At 42.8% G+C, this 18,816-nt stretch carries 21 protein-coding genes; 19 read left to right on the forward strand and 2 right to left on the reverse strand.

Annotated features, from left to right (window positions below; all coding sequences use genetic code 11):
* Positions 1 to 320 precede the first annotated feature (320 nt).
* The 3 genes from Q1J64_RS09485 (at position 321) to Q1J64_RS09495 (ending at position 2,683) form a co-directional block, all read left to right on the forward strand.
* Positions 321 to 1,082, forward strand: a complete 762-nt coding sequence (locus Q1J64_RS09485) for a ParA family protein (protein ID WP_301108825.1) — start codon at positions 321 to 323, stop codon at positions 1,080 to 1,082.
* On the forward strand, positions 1,075 to 1,905 hold the full coding sequence (locus Q1J64_RS09490) for a ParB/RepB/Spo0J family partition protein (protein WP_301108826.1): 831 nt from the start codon (positions 1,075 to 1,077) through the stop codon (positions 1,903 to 1,905). Before Q1J64_RS09485 ends, Q1J64_RS09490 begins: the two co-directional genes overlap by 8 nt.
* 73 nt (positions 1,906 to 1,978) lie before the next feature.
* Entirely contained in the window at positions 1,979 to 2,683 is a 705-nt protein-coding gene (locus tag Q1J64_RS09495; RefSeq protein WP_301108827.1) for a DUF554 domain-containing protein, read from the forward strand.
* On the opposite strand, the gene yyaC is transcribed toward Q1J64_RS09495, so the two are convergent.
* Positions 2,594 to 3,235: a spore protease YyaC gene (yyaC, locus tag Q1J64_RS09500; RefSeq protein WP_301108828.1), complete on the reverse strand. Its 642-nt coding sequence runs from the start codon at positions 3,233 to 3,235 to the stop codon at positions 2,594 to 2,596. The genes Q1J64_RS09495 and yyaC overlap by 90 nt on opposite strands.
* A 122-nt stretch (positions 3,236 to 3,357) precedes the next feature.
* Here yyaC and Q1J64_RS09505 point away from each other — a divergent pair, with 122 nt between their 5' ends.
* From Q1J64_RS09505 to Q1J64_RS09540, 8 genes are all read left to right on the forward strand, one after another.
* Entirely contained in the window at positions 3,358 to 4,314 is a 957-nt protein-coding gene (locus Q1J64_RS09505) for a mechanosensitive ion channel family protein (RefSeq protein ID WP_301108829.1), read from the forward strand.
* Positions 4,295 to 4,501, forward strand: a complete 207-nt coding sequence (locus tag Q1J64_RS09510) for a DUF951 domain-containing protein (protein ID WP_301108830.1) — start codon at positions 4,295 to 4,297, stop codon at positions 4,499 to 4,501. The genes Q1J64_RS09505 and Q1J64_RS09510 overlap by 20 nt, the downstream gene beginning before the upstream one ends.
* Positions 4,502 to 4,585: 84 nt before the next feature.
* A complete protein-coding gene (gene ychF / locus Q1J64_RS09515; RefSeq protein ID WP_301108831.1) occupies positions 4,586 to 5,686 on the forward strand; it encodes a redox-regulated ATPase YchF in 1,101 nt (366 codons plus the stop codon).
* A 182-nt stretch (positions 5,687 to 5,868) separates the two neighbouring features.
* A complete protein-coding gene (locus Q1J64_RS09520) occupies positions 5,869 to 6,423 on the forward strand; it encodes an RNA polymerase sigma factor (protein ID WP_301108832.1) in 555 nt (184 codons plus the stop codon).
* Positions 6,416 to 7,168, forward strand: coding sequence for a hypothetical protein (locus Q1J64_RS09525; RefSeq protein ID WP_301108833.1), 753 nt, complete (start codon positions 6,416 to 6,418; stop codon positions 7,166 to 7,168). Before Q1J64_RS09520 ends, Q1J64_RS09525 begins: the two co-directional genes overlap by 8 nt.
* Before the next feature lies 1 nt (position 7,169).
* Entirely contained in the window at positions 7,170 to 8,048 is an 879-nt protein-coding gene (locus tag Q1J64_RS09530; protein ID WP_301108834.1) for an ABC transporter ATP-binding protein, read from the forward strand.
* Positions 8,045 to 9,292, forward strand: coding sequence for a hypothetical protein (locus tag Q1J64_RS09535; RefSeq protein WP_301108835.1), 1,248 nt, complete (start codon positions 8,045 to 8,047; stop codon positions 9,290 to 9,292). Before Q1J64_RS09530 ends, Q1J64_RS09535 begins: the two co-directional genes overlap by 4 nt.
* A gap of 10 nt (positions 9,293 to 9,302) precedes the next feature.
* Positions 9,303 to 10,430, forward strand: a complete 1,128-nt coding sequence (locus Q1J64_RS09540) for an ABC transporter permease (RefSeq protein ID WP_301108836.1) — start codon at positions 9,303 to 9,305, stop codon at positions 10,428 to 10,430.
* A 278-nt stretch (positions 10,431 to 10,708) separates the two neighbouring features.
* Here Q1J64_RS09540 and Q1J64_RS09545 read toward each other — a convergent pair whose 3' ends face one another.
* Positions 10,709 to 11,251: a DUF3267 domain-containing protein gene (locus Q1J64_RS09545; RefSeq protein ID WP_301108837.1), complete on the reverse strand. Its 543-nt coding sequence runs from the start codon at positions 11,249 to 11,251 to the stop codon at positions 10,709 to 10,711.
* A gap of 155 nt (positions 11,252 to 11,406) precedes the next feature.
* Between Q1J64_RS09545 and rpsF the strand changes: the two genes are divergently transcribed.
* The 8 genes from rpsF to yycF all read left to right on the forward strand — a co-directional run bounded on the left by rpsF (position 11,407) and on the right by yycF (position 18,812).
* Complete coding sequence (gene rpsF, locus Q1J64_RS09550; RefSeq protein WP_301108838.1) at positions 11,407 to 11,694, forward strand: 30S ribosomal protein S6; 288 nt, start codon at positions 11,407 to 11,409, stop codon at positions 11,692 to 11,694.
* Between the two features lie 49 nt (positions 11,695 to 11,743).
* Positions 11,744 to 12,265: a single-stranded DNA-binding protein gene (gene ssb / locus Q1J64_RS09555; protein ID WP_301108839.1), complete on the forward strand. Its 522-nt coding sequence runs from the start codon at positions 11,744 to 11,746 to the stop codon at positions 12,263 to 12,265.
* Positions 12,266 to 12,311: 46 nt separating this feature from the next.
* Positions 12,312 to 12,548 (forward strand): 30S ribosomal protein S18, encoded by a 237-nt coding sequence (rpsR, locus tag Q1J64_RS09560; RefSeq protein ID WP_301108840.1) that lies wholly within the window; start codon positions 12,312 to 12,314, stop codon positions 12,546 to 12,548.
* 593 nt (positions 12,549 to 13,141) lie between these two features.
* Positions 13,142 to 14,080, forward strand: a complete 939-nt coding sequence (locus Q1J64_RS09565; RefSeq protein WP_301108841.1) for a DUF2232 domain-containing protein — start codon at positions 13,142 to 13,144, stop codon at positions 14,078 to 14,080.
* An 11-nt stretch (positions 14,081 to 14,091) separates the two neighbouring features.
* Positions 14,092 to 16,068 carry a DHH family phosphoesterase gene (locus Q1J64_RS09570; RefSeq protein ID WP_301108842.1) on the forward strand — a complete coding sequence of 659 codons (1,977 nt, stop codon included), beginning with the start codon at positions 14,092 to 14,094 and terminating at the stop codon, positions 16,066 to 16,068.
* Positions 16,065 to 16,511 (forward strand): 50S ribosomal protein L9, encoded by a 447-nt coding sequence (gene rplI / locus Q1J64_RS09575; RefSeq protein ID WP_301108843.1) that lies wholly within the window; start codon positions 16,065 to 16,067, stop codon positions 16,509 to 16,511. Before Q1J64_RS09570 ends, rplI begins: the two co-directional genes overlap by 4 nt.
* A 24-nt stretch (positions 16,512 to 16,535) precedes the next feature.
* Complete coding sequence (gene dnaB, locus Q1J64_RS09580; RefSeq protein WP_153721720.1) at positions 16,536 to 17,882, forward strand: replicative DNA helicase; 1,347 nt, start codon at positions 16,536 to 16,538, stop codon at positions 17,880 to 17,882.
* 219 nt (positions 17,883 to 18,101) lie between these two features.
* Positions 18,102 to 18,812, forward strand: a complete 711-nt coding sequence (yycF, locus tag Q1J64_RS09585) for a response regulator YycF (protein ID WP_153721542.1) — start codon at positions 18,102 to 18,104, stop codon at positions 18,810 to 18,812.
* Positions 18,813 to 18,816: the final 4 nt, after the last annotated feature.

An 18,816-nucleotide genomic window follows, 5' to 3' on the forward strand; every position in this document is an offset into this window, starting at 1 on the left:
GGTTATTATTAGGGGTCAAGTAGTCGATGCCTTGACACCCCCGAATCATACCAAGGGGACTTTTCTATTTCAATAGGGCTCCACTAACCAAACAGGAATGCTCTGGGAGGATCAGCCCGACAGGTGAGACAACTTAGGGGAGCTTGCGACCAAGTTGGCTCACCGCGGGCCCTCCAGAACGCGTCCGCCTGGAACGGAAATCAACGATACTAGGTAACTTTGACAATGCGGTTTTTTTATTCAACTTATATAATGGTTTTATAGCATATAGCGCACGTTAGGTTAAATAGAGAAAACTAAGAAAGAAAGCAGGTGCGAGAGTGGGTAAGATTATCGCCATAGCAAATCAAAAAGGGGGAGTCGGTAAAACGACGACTTCTGTAAACTTAAGCGCATGCCTTGCCCATATCGGCAAGAAAGTGCTTTTGATCGACTCCGATCCTCAAGGAAATGCTACAAGCGGAGTGGGGGTTAATAAAGGAGATGTTCAGGACTGTATCTACAGTATTCTGATCGATGATGTTCCGGTAAAAGACGTTATACTCCAAACGGAAATTGAAAACTTAGAGATTGTCCCTGCAACGATTTCATTGGCGGGTGCTGAAATTGAATTGGTGTCTACGATTTCGCGGGAAGTGCGAATGAAGCATGCCATTCAAGATATTAAGAATGAATATGACTATGTCATCATTGACTGTCCACCTTCATTAGGATTACTGACGCTAAATGCGTTGACAGCGGCCGACTCAATTATTATCCCTGTGCAATGCGAGTATTATGCATTGGAAGGACTCAGTCAGCTTCTCAGTACGATCCGCCTCGTACAAAAACATCTGAATGATCAACTGTACATTGATGGTGTGTTGCTCACGATGTTCGATGCGCGTACGAATTTGGGTATTCAAGTTATTGAAGAAGTGAAAAAGTATTTCCAAGACAAAGTATATCGGACTATTATTCCACGGAATGTTAGATTAAGCGAAGCACCCAGCCATGGAAAACCGATCATTATGTACGATATGCGTTCAAAAGGCGCGGAAGTCTATTTAGAGTTGGCAAAGGAAGTGGTGGACAATGAGTAAAGGTCTGGGTAAAGGTCTGAATGCATTATTTCCTGGTGAGTCACTGGAAAAGGTAGAACTTCTGCGGTTGAACAGCATCATTGTGAATCCTTATCAGCCACGTAAAGAGTTTGATGACGCATCGCTTACGGAGTTAAGTGAATCCATCAAAGAACATGGAGTTCTTCAGCCGATCATCGTGCGTAAAGCTGGAACACAGTACGAAATCGTAGTAGGGGAAAGACGCTACCGTGCTTCTAAACTGGCTGGAAAAAAGGAAATTCCAGCAGTTATCCGTGATTTATCAGATGAACAGTCCATGGAAATGGCGATTCTGGAAAACTTGCAGCGGGAAGATCTGACGCCTATTGAAGTGGCGGAAGCGTATCAAAAGCTAATGGAAAACTTACAACTGACGCAAGAGCAGCTTGCTTTCCGATTAGGCAAGAGCAGGCCACATATTGCGAATCATGTACGGTTGCTGACATTGCCGGAACCGGTAAGAAAAGACATCTCCCAAGGGAATTTGACAATGGGACACGGTCGAACATTATTGGGGTTACGCAAGAAGGAACAAATCTTATTGATTGCTGAAAAGACAAAGAAAGAGCATTTGAATGTTCGTCAGCTAGAAAGACTAGTTCAACAATTAAATGAAGATGTTCCACGTGAAACAAAGAAGGAACCAAAGAAAGATGTATTCCTAGCGGCGCAGGAAACCACACTGCGTGAACAATTTGGAACTAACGTCACGATTAAAAAGACAAAAAACAAAGGGAAAATCGAAATTGAGTTTTTCTCGGATGAGGACTTTGAACGGATCCTTGAACTATTGAATGACTAATTGGATGTAAACTGCCTATTTTGCTGTTTTGCAAAATAGGTTTTATTCTTGAAGAGAACATGGACGTGACTGCATGATATTGTTTGGTTCATTGTTTAATGTATTAACGATTATAATCGGTACATTAATAGGTAGATTTTTATATGGTATACCGGAACGGATGAAGGAAACCATCATGTATGGTATAGGGCTTGCCGTAGTGGCAATTGGTATACAAATGACATTTGCAACTACACAGATTGTGATTGTGATCCTAAGCATTGTTTTAGGTGCAATCCTGGGTGAATGGATCGATTTGGATCAAAAGATCAATCAGTTGGGACAATGGATTGAAAGTAAGCTGCCTACAAAAAAGGAAGGTCCGGGAATTGCACAAGGATTCGTTACAGCCACGCTGTTTTTCTGCGTAGGCTCTATGGCAATCATTGGTGCTATTGATAGTGGCCTTCGTAATGACCATAATGTCTTGGTTATGAAAGGAGTTTTAGATGGCTTCACTTCCATTATTCTGAGTTCTACATTAGGTATTGGGGTGGCATTTGCAGCTATACCTCTATTGATTTATCAAGGAAGCATTACGTTTCTGGCTACTCTTATCAGCCGGTTCGTACCTGATGGATTAATGGAATTATTCATTTCCGAAATGACAGCGACGGGCGGTCTGATGATTGCAGCAATTGGTCTGAACTTAATCGGCCTGACGAAAATCAGGATAGCGAACTTCATTCCGGGCATCGCTGTGGTGGCGGTTATTGTAACGATTGTCTATGCTTTTTGACGTCTGTCTATGATGTGCTAGTTGCAAGGCTCTTCCGATGATCCGGCTCATTTCGAATGGCAGATGTAGCCGTGTGCTTTGTAGGACTGCCTGCTCCATGAAGCCAGCAATATTGACGATCCCTTTTATCGAGACATCACCGATAGGCGGCAATTCTTTACCTACTGCTTTTCCCGGCGAAATTGGGCCACTGTGGAACAATAGATCACCGACTGCGTCCCTTTTACTGAGGCAAGCGTCTATTGCTACGGTAAAAGCATCTGGATATAAATCTGTTGTCTGTTCTATGCGATGCTGTAAATTTAAAGCATGCAGTGGATTTTGCAATGTGCCAACGACTGGGTAGGGGAACAGGCTTAATTCGGATAAATAGGAACCGGTCAGCGGACCTAGCGAATCACCTGTGGAACGATCAGTTCCGATGCAGTAGAAGACAATGGGCTGCTGTTTGAAAGGGATATGTTCCAGGAAATAAGAGCTTAGTTTCCAAGTGACACCAGACTCTTTATAAGGCATACGGTAATGATAAGAAGAAGGCTCAGCAATATACATATGGAAACACCAGTCCTTTATGAATTTTTATACGATTTACGGTGAACAATGAAGGTCAATGCGTATTGCTGTGAAGTATAGCCTGTGGGATTGTGCTTTATACGAAAGGAGGATTTCTTTCCATGACAGTGCCTAAAAATACAGATATGAAAGAAAATCTGGAAGGCGTGGAAGATAAGCTGAAAGATGTAGTAGACCAATCCGCTAAGCACGCAAAAGATACGATATTTGATTCAGCATTTTGGTTGGATACCGGACTATTTGTATTTAAAATTATTATGATCGTTGTACTGGCGAGTATTTTAGTGAAAGTAGGCCAAGTGATGATCCGGCGATTTTTCGCCATTAAACTGAAAAGTCCAACGCAGAAATCTGATCGTCGTGAAAAGACGTTAATTAAGCTACTGGAGAATACGCTGAAATATGTCGTGTACTTCTCTGCCATCTTGGCCATTTTGACAGAGTTTGAAATTGATGTGAAAGGGCTGCTGGCAGGTGCTGGGGTTCTCGGTCTGGCTGTCGGTTTCGGAGCGCAGAGTTTAGTAAAAGATGTGATTTCCGGATTTTTCATTATTTTTGAAGATCAATTTGGAGTCGGCGATTACGTTCGCATTAATGTAGCAGAAGGAACTGTTACTGAAATAGGACTTCGCACGACAAAAATTAAATTATTCGGCGGTGAGCTGTATACCGTGCCCAATGGTCAGATCGGTGAAGTCATTAACTTCTCGGTAACCAACTCACTCGTTCTGCTGGATATTGGTGTATCCTATGAAACGAATATCGATCATGCGGAAGAGCTCATTAAAGAGTTTTTGAAAAACTTGCCAAAAGAGCGTTACAGTCAGGTAATTGGAATTCCGGAAGTGCTCGGAGTGCAAAATATAGAGCCTTCACGGATTGTACTGCGGATTATGGCTGAAACAGAGCCGGTGGCAAACTTCGGAGTTGGACGTAAACTGAGACAGGATCTGAAGAAGTTTATGGATCAGAATGGGATTGAAATGCCTTATCCGAGGATGGTTTTGTATGACGAAAAGAAGAGAGGGGATTCACAAGATGGCGGAGAAGGAATTTAATTTGCAAGACGTGGTGGAGATGAAGAAACCGCATCCTTGCGGTAACAATGCATGGAAGATCATTCGTATGGGTGCTGATATTCGAATTAAATGTGAGGGCTGTGGCCACAGCGTCATGATTCCGCGCAATGAATTTGCTAAGAAGATGAAAAAAGTCCTTGTGAAGAATGAATCTGACAACGAATAGACATTCACGGGGTTTGTCCTTATAATGAAATGGTTGACTATTGAATAATGAAGGTTTTGGATAGATGAGAAAGGTGTGGGAAGAATGGCGTTAACAGCTGGGATTGTAGGTCTTCCGAACGTGGGAAAATCAACACTATTTAATGCAATAACGAAAGCGGGAGCAGAGGCAGCGAACTACCCGTTCTGTACGATCGACCCGAATGTCGGGATCGTTGAAGTACCGGATGAGCGTTTAGATAAACTGACAGAGCTTGTAGTGCCGAAGAAGACGGTACCGACTGCATTCGAATTTACGGATATTGCGGGAATCGTAGAAGGCGCGAGCAAAGGGGAAGGTCTTGGTAATAAGTTTCTTTCGCATATTCGTGAAGTGGATGCAATCTGTCAGGTTGTCCGTTGCTTCGTAGATGAAAACATTACACACGTAGCCGGTAAAGTAAGCCCGATCGATGATATCGAAATCATTAATCTGGAATTGATTCTTGCCGATATGGAAAGCGTGGACAAGCGATTGGCACGTGTTTCCAAGATGGCGAAACAGAAAGATAAAGCAGCGATGATTGAAGAGCCTATTCTATTGAAGTTAAAGGAAGGCTTTGAAAACGAATTAGCTGCGCGTTCTGTTGAATTGACAGATGATGAGTACCAGGTCATTAAAGGCATGCATTTATTGACGATCAAGCCGATGCTGTATGTGGCGAACGTATCAGAAGATGAAATTGCTGATGCCGACAATAACCCGTATGTACAACAAGTCCGCGACTTTGCAGAGAAGGACAATGCAGAAGTGATTGTTGTCTGTGCAAAGATTGAAGAAGAGATGGCAGAGCTTGAAGATGATGAGAAGGAAATGTTCCTTGAAGAACTTGGCATCAAAGAATCGGGCCTTGACCAATTGATCAAAGCAACATACAACTTGCTTGGTCTTGCAACGTATTTCACAGCAGGTGTACAGGAAGTGCGTGCATGGACGTTCATTAAAGGAATGAAGGCTCCTCAGTGTGCGGGTGTTATTCATACCGATTTCGAACGCGGATTCATCCGTGCCGAAACGGTGGCGTATGATGATTTAGTCGAGAACGGATCGATGGCGGCAGCGAAGGAAGCCGGCAAGGTTCGATTGGAAGGTAAAGAATATATCGTTAAAGACGGCGATGTTATGCTGTTCCGTTTTAACGTCTAATTGTATAGTTGAAGAGCTGTTTCCTCAATTTGATGGGGGGAACAGCTTTTTTTGCGTTCAATAGTATATGATAACATCCAAAGAAAAATGAATTTATCAAAACTCAAACTTTTTCCAAGCAGTTTACGAATATACTTAAGAGAGCAAAAGTGAAATGAAGGAAACAAGTAGGTGGCATCTGGATGGATCAAGAGAAAAAGTGGATTAAGCAGCTTCAGAAAAACATAAAAGCCTCAGTAGCGAATGACCTCGTGGCAAAATATTACAAAGAGATTTATTCATTTTGTTACAAGCAGACGCTGGATGCTGACTTGTCGCTAGATTTGACGCAGGATATTTTTATGAGTGCCCTTCAGTCCATCGGTCAATACAACAATCAAAAAGCATCGTTTAGGACATGGTTATATAAGATTGCCTCAAATCGTCTAGTCGATTATTACAGGTCGAAAAGTTATCGGTATGCACAGCTTGAACAGCCGATGGAGGAGGATCAATTTGAAGATAAGTATGATCTGACGTTATCTTTGGAATATAAAGAGGATTACGCGCGTGTCACTGCATACATAAACAAACTGGATGTTCGTTCTCAGCAAGTGATACGCCTTAAATTATTTGGAGAATATACGCTGCAGGAAATTGCAGAAATCGAAGTCCTCCCGCTGTCGACAGTGAAAACGAGATATTATTCGGCGCTGCGGTGGGTTCGGTCAAAAATGGAGGCAGATCGTCTTGAATAAAGAAAAGTTTCAGGTACCGGAGTTGGATGAACATTTAATTCAATTGCAGATAAAACAAATTGTGGAACAAAGTGTTTCCGCCAAACCCACATTTTCTCGTCAGCTAATTACTATGTACTCACAAATCAGCATCCGGCAGATATTTGCAGATCGAAAAGAATTAAGTTTCATTTTTTTAATCGGAATATTGCTGTTTGGCTGGTTGTTTTCCATGCAGCACCAATTAGAGAGTGAGGCAGTCTATACAGGACTGTTTCTCATATCACCTGTTTTATTTCTTGGGTTCTCCTTATATAGCTATTGGACAAGGGTGGAACAGGATACGTACGAAGTCGAAATGGCTTGTAAGTTTAACGTTTATCAACTCATGGCATTTAGGATGCTGGCCTTTAGTGTGCTGTCCATCTTGATCAATAGTTTCTTCATAGCTTTAGTCGCACAAGTTCATCCATCTATTCATTTCATTCGGGCATTGATGATTTCCTTAACTTCATTGTTTATTTTCTCGAATCTGTTTTTATGGACTTTGATGAAGCGACACTCGCTTGTAACTACTGCAGCTATGACGTTTGGTTGGATCTTTTTGAATCTTCTGCTGCACTATGGCATGGGCTCATTATACGGTGAGATGCTTGTACAAATCCCAATAGTTATCTATGTGCTGGTTCTGCTTGGCAGTTTGTATGTATATGTCTGCCTGCTGAAAAAATATTTTGATTTACGACAAATGAAAGGAGCTGTGTAACGTGTTAGTGGTCAAAGAGGTTACAAAACAATATGGAGATTTTACTGCCTTGCGAGATATACAGTTGGAATTTGAAACAGGACTCTATGGCTTGCTGGCTCCGAATGGTGCAGGGAAAACAACACTCATAAAAATGTTGACGACTTTGCTGTATCCTACAAAAGGAGAAATTTTATATAACGGTAACAATATAAGCGACATGGATAGTAGCTATCGCGAGTTGCTCGGCTACTTGCCACAGCAATTTGGCTATTATAAGAACTATTCGCCTAAGCAGTATTTACTTTATTTATCCGCCTTGAAGGGAATAAGCAAAAAAGAAGCATTACCAAAAATCATAGAACTGCTTGATAAGGTAGCTCTTGGCGATGTCATGAATAAAAAGATGAAAAAATTTTCGGGCGGAATGGTGCAGAGGGTCGGCATTGCACAAGCTTTGCTCAATGATCCGAAGATCTTGATTTTGGATGAACCGACTGCTGGCCTTGATCCAAAAGAGAGAGCGCGGTTTCGAATTTTGCTGACCGATCTGGCTCGTTCGCGGCTTGTCATAGTTTCCACCCATATTGTATCGGATATTGAATCCATTGCGAATGAAATTATCATGATTAAAAATCAGCAGATCCTATACAAAGATTCGGTGGAAACTATTTGTGGAACATTGGATGGAGCGGTTTTTGAAACATCAATGGAATTCGAACAGTTGGAATCCTTCCGTCAAAGTCATGTATTGCTTTCTGAAAAGCAGGAATACGGAAAAATGATTGTTCGGTTTATCCATAAAGAAACTCCACTCGTTGATTGGCTGCCTGTACAACCGCAGTTGGAAGATGTTTTTCTGTACGAATACCGGGATGAAACGAATGGAACAGAGCAATGAGGATTTTATTGTATGAGTGCAGGAAAGTAATACAATCGCCAATTTTCTTAGGACTGTTTCTCCTGTTTTCTGTTTATAACATCTATCTGATCGTCAGTTCATCAGATCATAAAGAAGAGTTGAAAATAGTCAACGAACTGATTGATATATATGGGCGTGACATTTCAGACACTTCGCTTGCACGGTTGGATCAGGATATTCAGCAGGAAATGACCCAGTTGAAACGCAGTGTAGGACTGGAATTTGAAAGCGTACAGGAACTCTTAGAAAATATGTCGTTAGAAGAACAAGAAACATATAGCCAAGAACAATGGAGTCAAATTCAGCAACTTGCAGTAAAAGAAATGTATTTCAATACAGCCCGTTCAATAGACGAAAACTATGCAGTGATTACTATTCAAGCAGCAGGAGAAGACGAAGTGAGAAGGTACGGGCTCAGCGGCTCAGCAGCTTCTTATCTTTTACAAGAATATGAGAAGTTGGACAAACGTTTTAAAGAACTAGTGAAAAATGAGGAGCACAAGCAATGGTTTTTTGCAGGGAAAGCCTATTTTATGCATAGCTTCCTGTTTCAAACGGTTTTCAGGCATATTATCATTGAATCGTTGCTGCTGATTGTCTTAGCAACGGCTTTAATAACCGCATATGAATTTGAACAAAAAACACAGCTGCTCATGTTTTCTACAAAGCGTGGAAGGAAGTTAATGAAAGATAAACTGACAGCTTCCATAGTCATTGCACTTGTCACGATGATTTTCTTACTCGGCATCACCTTAGGTACCTTTTTCATCGTATTTGATTATTCACATGTATGGTCAACTTCAATTAGCAGTGCATTCAACTGGGAATATAATTTTCCTTATATTGCTTGGTGGGATATATCGTTTGAAACATTTTTATGGCTGGTGGCCGGCATTGTCTTGGCGGGGGGGCTGCTCATGTCATGTTTGACATTCGCGTTGTCTGCCGTAGTGAAAAATAGTTACATCGCTTTTGCAGGAATCGCGCTCTTTTTTGTGGCTGTTTTGCTATTGCCGAGTTTTATGTCCAAATCGTCTATTCTGTTTTTCATTACAGGCTATAATCTGTCTCAATTATTGCTCGGGATCCCTAACTCGTTCATGGGAGGCGGTCTGACTGGTTCTCGAAATTACGAATGGCTGACAGTCAGCTGCTGGACGCTGATTGCTGCAGGAATTTGCTTCGTAGCATATAGAAGATTTACCAAAATGGATATAGGGTAGGTGATAGGCGATGCGAATGATTTGGAATGAAATGAAGAAAATTTTAACATGGAGAATGCTGACGTTTTTACTTCTTGTCAATGCTGTTTTGTACTTTTTATTAATAAGTTTTGACATTGAATATTTTCCGAATGGCAGACCAGCACTTGACGGATACCATCTCGGCATTGAAATGATAGAAGAATATGGTGTGCTGATGGATGAAGAAGAGATGCTCGATTTCCGCCGGCAGTTTGAGTCACGGAAAGAGGAAGCAAATGAGTACTTGCAAGCACGCCCTGAGTTTGCAGAGGCCGGGATAGATGGTTATGAGGGATTGGTAACTTCCGACTGGGACAATGAAGAGCAACAAAATTTACACAGTCAAATCATGCATGAACAGCAGGTAGATCTTTTTTGGGAACTGCAGGAGAGGTCACGGCTCATCGACTTTCACGACACGAAAGAAATGATAGGGTTTGAGCCAAATACTTTGCAACAAACTCGTTTTGACAAACTACTCACAGAAGGAAAGTATCAAGCGTATCCAGAAGTAGTCATTCAAAATTTTAAAGAGTTTATTGTCCATGTCGGAATTACGATCTTATTCAGCGTCGTACTTCTCATTTCACCATTCATTTTAAAAGATCGCACAAGGCGGCTGCTTGATCTGCAATACACATCGAAAATCGGCAGAAGCCTGTATAAAACAAAATTGATAGCTGGTATTCTTTCCGCAGGTCTGGTCATCACGATGCTACTGGCTTTCTATTTCAGCTTATACGCACAAAATGGCACTTCACCATATTTCAGTTTAGGAGTGAATGCATTCATTGCGAACCTGACTTGGTATGATCCAACTTTTTTACAATACATTTGGCTGTGCATTCTGGCGATTTATGTCATCGGATTCATATTTACAATGCTGGCAATGTCTGTTTCAAGTGTTGTACCCAACTTCGTTACATTGATTGGCATTCAAATTCCGCTGATATTTGTGATGCTTCTAATAGGATTCAATATATTGTTGGGCGACATTATTTCTGTGCAATTTCCACAATGGCTCGTTCCATGTTTGTATGGCTTATTGAGCATTGTGAGTGCCGGCCTTTTGATTTATTTAATGAAGCGAGAAAAAGTAAAGGATATTTCGGAGTGATTCAGAAATTATTGCAATGTATAGATGAAAAGCTATTTCCTTAAAATTAGAGGAAATAGCTTTTTCATTTCAGTCGGGGACACCTAATACCGACAGTATGTAAATTGTCGTTTTCCTCAAACGTACTTAATTTCAATTTAAGTACTATCTCACTTACATGCCCCATTTCAATGTATATCGATAAGTATTAGCTGCTCACATTGCAAGGGATCTACGCTCTAGGCGGGCCCTCCGGAACGCGTCCGCCTAGAGCGCAGATCCCATACTCCAACACATTGCTATTCAGGTTTATAAATATAAAGCTTCGGCAGTTCAGGATCGTCTTTCACCATCGCATCATCCGGAAACTTCTTTAGTTCTTTATACATTGCAAAATCACCGGCTGCGCCGCCGATCAGTAAGGCTCCAAGCGTCAGCAGGACACCGTCACCGATGTAAAGTGCAATGACAGCAGGCAATATGCCCGTCATCCAAAACGGCAGCAGCAAAGCTTTACGGATCCCTTTATTGTCCATCAGCTGATCGGCTGTAGCATAAGCAATCCCCATTTTTAGATTCACGCCATAGTCCATGTTCTTCCACGGCACATTGCAAAAAATGCGAAAACCGAGCAGATGGAAAAACTCATGCACTACAATTAAAACAAGATAACCAATAAAACCATAGAGAAGATACCAAAATGAAAATGTCAGATGCAGTCCTCCGTCTAGGAAGAAACGGATCAGGAAAAGCACCAAAAGCGGAAGGACAGTCAGCCAGATGCTGACCTTCGCTACTTTCTGTAAATCTAATTCCACAATGACAGGCTGTTGTTCTTCCATGTGAAATCACTCCTTAATTCATTCAGTATAGTATATTAAAGGTTGATGTTCCAATCGTGATATGATAATATATACTGATGTGAGTAATAGTAAATTTACTTACTCCTTGCCCGCTTGAAAAAGCAGGGCCCAAGTCCATAAGGAGGTGACTATTGATGAGAAAGTACGAAATTATGTACGTTATGCGACCAACTCTTGAAGATGACGCGAAAAAAGCGTTGATTGAACGTTTTGACACTGTCCTAACTTCAAACGGTGGGGAAATCATCGAGTCGAAAGAGTGGGGCAAGCGCCGTCTTGCATACGAAATCGACGACCTACGTGAAGGTTACTACCAGTTAGTAACTCTAAACTCTGGTGCTGAAGCAATCGATGAATTTACACGTCTAGCTAATATCAATGAAGGTATCATCCGTCATATGGTAACTCGCGTTGACGCGTAAGCTGATATAAATTAATGAATTCTACATGATGAGGGAGGTTTGATTCTGAATGATAAACCGTGTCGTTTTAGTTGGTCGATTAACGAAAGATCCTGAGCTGAAGTATACACAGAGTGGTATTGCTGTGACTCGTTTCACACTGGCGGTGAACCGTGCGTTCTCTAACCAGCAGGGTGAACGGGAAGCAGATTTCATCAGCTGTGTAGCTTGGCGTAAACAGGCTGAGAATATCGCGAATTACTTACGAAAAGGAAGTCTTGCCGGAGTAGATGGCCGTATTCAGACGGGCAGCTTTGAAGGACAGGATGGTAAGCGTGTTTACACGACAGAAGTTGTTGCGGACAGTACCCAATTCCTTGAGCCGCGCAGTGCGAATCAAGAAAGGCAGCCATCACCGTCTTACGGTGGAGGAGCGCCATCTTATAATAATGCACCTGCACAAGATCATGGACAAGGCTACAATCAGCAATCCTACCAACCAAATCAGCAAAATATGACGCGTGTAGATAATGATCCATTCCAGCCAGGCGGCGGTCCGATCGAAGTTACAGATGACGACTTGCCATTCTGATTGAAACAGGTTCACATATACGCAAATAGGAAGGAGGACAACAATTATGGCACCACGTCGTGGAGGTCGCAGACGCCGTAAAGTTTGCTATTTCACTTCTAACAACATTACACACATCGACTATAAAGATGTAGATTTGTTGAAGAAGTTTATCTCTGAGCGCGGAAAGATGTTGCCTCGTCGAGTTACTGGTACAAGCGCTAAATACCAACGTAAATTGACGACTGCAATCAAACGTGCACGCATCATGGCACTTCTTCCGTTCGTAGCAGAAGAGCGGTAATATATGAATCGCCACTGACATTTAGTCAGTGGCGGTTTTTTTATTTATTTAAAAGTAAGGAATTATGCTTATTCGCATGTTAGTTGCCGTTGAACGAGCCAATATTCCCCTCCGCCGCACCAATTCAAGCTATCAGAGGTAGAGTCCGTACAATCTCTTCCGCAATGATCGTACAGCATCCGAGGGGATCATGCACCCGGCTCGCGCGCTCATACTGTTCTGCCAGCCGCTCATTCAGCCAGCGCGCATGATCATAAAGACGTGAAACTGAATAATCACTTCAAGCTCGTGATCATAGAGCAAAACGTATCCGCACTAAGCTACCTGCCCGGCTAGACAACTTCCGTATGAAATTACAGCAGCAGAAAGTTCATTACCTTTGCAGTAAGAGTTATCTGTAACTATGGGCGAGTATTTACCACTTAATTGGAATGACGGACTCTCTCTACTTTTGTTTTCAAGACGAATCATGATACAATTGGAGGGATGTTTATACTCAAATTATATTAGTGGTCAGAAACACTTCTTCTATCCAAGAGAATTTTTATTTTTCCCGACAGTAGAAGCTGTAAATGAATTGAGGCGTGAATTTTATGCAAGATCAAGCAAGAAAAATAACGCATGGTGCCATGATGATCGCACTGTTCGCTATATTATTGGCACTTACTTTATATGTGCCAGTTTTCATCATCGTGACAATACCGCTGCTGCCTCTGCCCATCACTTTGTACCGTCTGCGCTATGACCGGACTTCCACATTTGCGGTAATGGCAGCTGTTTCGCTCATTGCTCTGCTTATAGGTGGATTACTGTCTGTTCCGACTGCTGTCGTAATGGCTCTGATCGGTTTTGTCATTGGCGATTCAATCCGCACAGGCAAATCAAAGCTCTACATATTCATGGCGACAGGATTGACGCTGCTGGTTTCACTCACTGTACTTTATCTGGGCACAGTGTGGCTACTAAAAGTTAATCCTGTTGAACAGTTTCTGGAAGGTTTTGGTGTTTTGCAGCAAGAGGTTTTAAAGACACTTGCAGACATGAGCAATTCGACAAAAGATGTAGAACAGATGGTGATCGATACCATCAATTATTATCAAACGATTATACCGTCGCTGTTTATTTTATCTGTTTTTATCATGGGCTATCTATTTGTCATGCCGATTATGGCAATCGCTGCACGTTTACAATTTGAAGTGCCGAAATTTGCTCCATTTACTAACATGCGCCTGCCATTTGCGACGGTTGCCGTCTATATGGTTCTGCTGTTGGTTTCTATTCTCTCTCAGGCTGAGCAGGGGACCACATCCCATCTCATGGAAGCCAATGCCATTCTCATCTTTCGATTCTTATTCTTCATGCAAGGTTTGGCGCTGATCTATTTTGCACTACAAACAATGAAGATTTCGGGAATCGTCAAAGTACCGGTCACGCTGTTCGCGATGTTCCTCAGTCCGTTCACGGTTATGCTTGGTGTGATCGATATCGCTATCAATGTACGTGCTTGGATAGCTAAAGACAAGAGAGGGTAGGAGATGAAATATTGAATTTATATTATAAAAAACGGGCGGTTCGAATACCGCTGGCACTTCTCTCTCTACTTGGGGGAGTGAGTGCCGTACTGCTGATGCTTTTCCAATTTTGGGTAGGACTGTTTTTTGCAGTCGCTTATGCGCTCGCTCTCGGGTTGGCTTGGAAATTAGAAAATGACAGCTATCAGGAAACAGAAAAATATATTGAAACGCTGTCTTATCGAATGAAAAAGGTCGGAGAAGAAGCATTATTGGAACTGCCTATCGGAATTATCCTGCTCAATGACAAGCAGCAGGTCGAGTGGGTGAATCCATTTATTTCTTCTATCTTTCCGGATGAGTCGTGGATTGGAACCGATCTGTACGATATGAATGAAGAGTTCCGGCAAGTAATGAAAGAGGATAATGATCAGGAAATCATTATTCTCAATGGACGTTCTTACAAGGTGTACTATAAGCCAGAAGAAAAACTGCTCTATCTATTTGACGTTACAGAACGTGTGAAGATCCAGTCACTTTACTATGCCGACCGGACGACTATCGGTATTTTGCTGGTCGATAATTATGATGAGCTGTCACAGACGATGGATGACCAGACAAGAAGCCTGATGAACTCACTGATTACGTCACTCGTCAATGAATGGGCAGATGAATACGGCATTTTCGTAAAACGTATTTCATCCGAGCGTTTCCTGGCAGTCTTCAATGAGGGCACGCTGGAACAACTGGAAAAAACGAAGTTTGCACTGCTGGATACGATACGCGAGAACACAGCTAAACACACGTCGCCGCTTACCCTTAGTATAGGGGTAGGGACAGGCACAACATCTCTCACAGAGCTCGGTGAACTGGCACAGTCCAGTTTGGATTTGGTTCTTGGACGTGGAGGAGACCAGGTAGCTATCAAACACCATGACGGCAAGCTGAAGTTTTTTGGCGGCAAGACCAATCCTGTTGAAAAACGGACAAGGGTCAGAGCACGTGTCATTTCACACGCGCTGCGTGATTTAATTCAGGGAAGTGACCGGGTCTTTGTCATGGGTCATAAAATGCCGGATATGGACGCGATTGGTGCATCAATCGGTGTGCGTAAGATGACGCGTATGAATGGTGTAGAGGGTTACGTTGTCGTAAACTTTAATGAGTTGGATACCAGTGTCAACCGTCTGATGGATGAAGTCCAAAAAGACGAAGAGCTGTATAATCATCTGCTTATGCCTGATGAAGCGCTGGAATTAATGACAGACCGTTCATTAGTCGTCATTGTGGATACGCATAAGCCGAGTATGGTGATTGATGAGCGTGTACTGGACAAAGCACAGAAAGTCGTACTGATCGATCATCACCGTCGGGGAGAAGAATTCATTAATAATACAGTGCTCGTTTATATGGAGCCGTATGCATCCTCGACGGCGGAACTGGTTACAGAGCTGCTGGAATACCAGCCGAAGAATGAAAAATTGACGATGCTCGAATCTACAGCGATGCTCGCCGGGATTGTGGTGGATACGAAGAGTTTCACGTTGAGAACAGGCGCGCGGACATTTGAAGCTGCATCCTATCTGAGAAAAAATGGAGCAGACACCGTCATGGTTCAGCGGCTATTGAAAGAAGATATCAATACGTACATCGAACGTTCCAAATTAATTGAAACTGTAGAATTTGCAGGCAACGGGGATATTGCAATCGCCAATGGCAATAACGGTGTAGTTCATAGTTCCGTACTCATTGCACAGACGGCGGATATCCTCCTGACGATGCAGGGCATTTCCGCATCATTTGTCATCGCACAACGGAATGACGAGAAGATTGGCATTAGTGCGAGATCACTTGGTGACTTGAACGTTCAAGTCATTATGGAAGACCTGGGCGGCGGCGGTCACCTGACAAATGCTGCGTGTCAATTAGAAGTAGAGACGGTCGACGATGCAGTCGCCATGCTGAGAAATACATTAGATCAATACGTGGAGAGGGGAAATGAAGGATGAAAGTAATTTTTCTGCAAGATGTTAAAGGTAAAGGTAAAAAAGGTGAAGTGAAAGAAGTATCAACAGGCTACGCGCAAAACTTCCTGTTGAAAAACAATATGGCGATTGAAGCAACAGCAGCTAGCATGAGCCAGCTGGAAGGTCAGAAAAACCGCCAGAAGAAAGATGCGGCAGCTGAATTGGCTGAAGCAAAAGAGCTGAAAGAAACGATTGAAAAATTAACAGTAGAACTAAAAGCAAAATCCGGTGAGGGTGGCCGTCTGTTTGGCTCCATCACGTCTAAACAAATCGGACAGGCTTTGGAAAAACAGCATAAGATCAAAGTAGATCGCCGTAAAATGGACTTGCCGGACGCGATCCGTGCACTTGGTTTCACCAATGTACCGGTTAAATTACACCCTGATGTAACCGCAACGCTAAAAGTACAGGTTACAGAAGAATGATAAGGAGATAATAGCTTGGACCAGATGATCGAGCGCACACCTCCCCATAATAATGAAGCTGAACAGTCGGTCATCGGGGCTATATTTTTAGAACCACAGGCACTGATTACCGCATCAGAAATTTTACTGCCGGAAGATTTTTATCGCATTGCTCATAAAAAGATTTTCGAAACGATGCTGGTGTTGAGTGATAAAGGACAACCGATTGACCTCGTGACCATCACGGAAGAATTAAAAGTGAAAAACGAGCTTGAAGACGTTGGTGGAATCTCCTATTTAGCGGAACTCGCAAATGCGGTACCGACGGCTGCGAATATTGTTCATTATGCGAATATCGTAGAAGAAAAGTCTTTACTGCGCCGTTTGATCCGTGTAGCAACCGGTATTGTCGAAGATGGCTATACACGTGAAGACGAAGTAGAAGCATTGCTTGGCGAAGCTGAGAAGAAGATGATGGAAGTATCGAACCGGAAAAACGCCGGTGATTTCCGTCATATCAAAGACGTCTTAGTCGAAACGTATGACAATATCGAATTGCTGCATACCCGTAAAGGTGAAGTGACAGGAATACCGACTGGTTTCCGTGATCTTGATAAGATTACAGCGGGATTCCAGCGTAACGACTTGATTATCGTGGCGGCTCGCCCGTCTGTCGGTAAGACGGCGTTCGCTTTGAACGTTGCGCAGAATGTTGCGACCAAAACGGATGAAAACGTTGCGATCTTCAGTCTCGAGATGGGTGCTGAACAGCTCGTCATGCGTATGCTCTGTGCAGAAGGTAACATTGATGCACAGGTGCTGCGTACCGGAAATCTGGAAGCAGATGACTGGCGTAAACTGACGATGGCGATGGGTTCACTGTCTAACGCAGGGATCTTCATTGATGACAGTCCAGGTATCCGGATCAATGAAATTCGTTCAAAATGCCGACGCCTGCAGCAAGAGCATGGGCTTGGTATGATCATGATCGATTATTTGCAGCTCATTATGGGAAGTGGACGCGGCAGTGATAACCGTCAGCAGGAAGTTTCCGAGATTTCCCGTTCATTGAAAGCATTGGCCCGTGAATTAAAAATACCTGTTATTGCACTTTCGCAGCTTTCCCGGGGCGTTGAGCAGCGGCAGGATAAGCGGCCGATGATGTCTGACTTGCGGGAATCAGGAAGTATTGAGCAGGATGCCGATATTGTATCGTTTCTATACCGGGAAGACTATTACGATAAAGAAACTGAAATGCAGAACATGATTGAAATTATCATAGCGAAGCAGCGTAATGGTCCCACGGGTACGGTCACGTTGGCTTTTGCAAAGGAATACAATAAATTCTTGAATATTGACTGGAGTCAGCACGAAGGACCTCCTTCATTTTAACCGACAGCATTTCATTTTCTATGTTCATAGAAAGTGAAATGCTGTTTTTCGACATGAAACGGGAAAATATTCCCCGGGAAATAACAACAAGTGGTAACTACTTGAAAAAAGTGCGATTTGACAGTAATCGTGATAGAGTTAAAGGATATGAAAAGAATAATTTTTGATTACTAGCTGTCTAGAAAACCGGTCGCCTATACGGCGGGAAAGGAACAAATCATGCAAAACAAAACCATATTTATAGTAGACGATGAAAAACCCATCGCAGACATAATAGAATTCAACTTGAAAAAGGAGGGCTTTACGGTATTTTGCGCGTATGACGGAGAAGATGCCATCAACCGCGTTGAAGAAATCCAGCCGGACCTCATGCTGCTTGATATCATGCTGCCAAAACGCGACGGCATGGAAGTATGCCGCGAAGTTCGGAAGAAATATGATTTCCCTATTATCATGTTGACAGCCAAGGATTCCGAGATTGATAAAGTACTCGGCCTTGAACTTGGGGCAGATGATTATGTGACGAAACCATTCGGAACACGTGAACTCATTGCGCGCGTGAAAGCAAACTTGCGCCGACATGCAAGAACTCTTGAAGAAGACAAAGAAGAAGCAACAAACGATATTACAGTAGGCCAGCTGATTATCCAGCCTGATGCTTACTTCGTTCAGAAGCGCGGCGAAACGATCGAGCTGACACACCGTGAATTTGAGTTACTCTTTTATCTGGCCAAACATATCGGCCAAGTCATGACACGCGAGCATTTATTGCAGACAGTGTGGGGGTATGATTATTTTGGAGATGTACGGACAGTTGACGTAACAATCCGCCGTCTGCGTGAAAAAATTGAAGACACGCCGAGCCACCCAAGCTGGATTGTGACAAGACGGGGCGTAGGGTATTATCTGCGTGATCCGGAACAGGAGTAAACCG

The sequence above is a fragment of the Sporosarcina sp. genome (assembly GCF_029257255.1).
Classification (GTDB): domain Bacteria; phylum Bacillota; class Bacilli; order Bacillales_A; family Planococcaceae; genus Sporosarcina.

Bases quoted from the DNA above. Each gene is read 5' to 3' on its own strand.
- ssb (WP_301108839.1), top strand. From the start codon at position 11,744: ATGATAAACCGTGTCGTTTTAGTTGGTCGATTAACGAAAGATCCTGAG.
- dnaB (WP_153721720.1), top strand. From the start codon at position 16,536: ATGATCGAGCGCACACCTCCCCATAATAATGAAGCTGAACAGTCGGTC.
- rpsR (WP_301108840.1), top strand. From the start codon at position 12,312: ATGGCACCACGTCGTGGAGGTCGCAGACGCCGTAAAGTTTGCTATTTC.
- Q1J64_RS09495 (WP_301108827.1), top strand. From the start codon at position 1,979: ATGATATTGTTTGGTTCATTGTTTAATGTATTAACGATTATAATCGGT.
- Q1J64_RS09510 (WP_301108830.1), top strand. From the start codon at position 4,295: ATGGCGGAGAAGGAATTTAATTTGCAAGACGTGGTGGAGATGAAGAAA.
- yycF (WP_153721542.1), top strand. From the start codon at position 18,102: ATGCAAAACAAAACCATATTTATAGTAGACGATGAAAAACCCATCGCA.
- rpsF (WP_301108838.1), top strand. From the start codon at position 11,407: ATGAGAAAGTACGAAATTATGTACGTTATGCGACCAACTCTTGAAGAT.
- Q1J64_RS09490 (WP_301108826.1), top strand. From the start codon at position 1,075: ATGAGTAAAGGTCTGGGTAAAGGTCTGAATGCATTATTTCCTGGTGAG.
- Q1J64_RS09505 (WP_301108829.1), top strand. From the start codon at position 3,358: ATGACAGTGCCTAAAAATACAGATATGAAAGAAAATCTGGAAGGCGTG.
- Q1J64_RS09540 (WP_301108836.1), top strand. From the start codon at position 9,303: ATGCGAATGATTTGGAATGAAATGAAGAAAATTTTAACATGGAGAATG.
- Q1J64_RS09545 (WP_301108837.1), bottom strand. From the start codon at position 11,251: ATGGAAGAACAACAGCCTGTCATTGTGGAATTAGATTTACAGAAAGTA.
- yyaC (WP_301108828.1), bottom strand. From the start codon at position 3,235: ATGTATATTGCTGAGCCTTCTTCTTATCATTACCGTATGCCTTATAAA.
- rplI (WP_301108843.1), top strand. From the start codon at position 16,065: ATGAAAGTAATTTTTCTGCAAGATGTTAAAGGTAAAGGTAAAAAAGGT.
- ychF (WP_301108831.1), top strand. From the start codon at position 4,586: ATGGCGTTAACAGCTGGGATTGTAGGTCTTCCGAACGTGGGAAAATCA.
- Q1J64_RS09520 (WP_301108832.1), top strand. From the start codon at position 5,869: ATGGATCAAGAGAAAAAGTGGATTAAGCAGCTTCAGAAAAACATAAAA.
- Q1J64_RS09535 (WP_301108835.1), top strand. From the start codon at position 8,045: ATGAGGATTTTATTGTATGAGTGCAGGAAAGTAATACAATCGCCAATT.
- Q1J64_RS09565 (WP_301108841.1), top strand. From the start codon at position 13,142: ATGCAAGATCAAGCAAGAAAAATAACGCATGGTGCCATGATGATCGCA.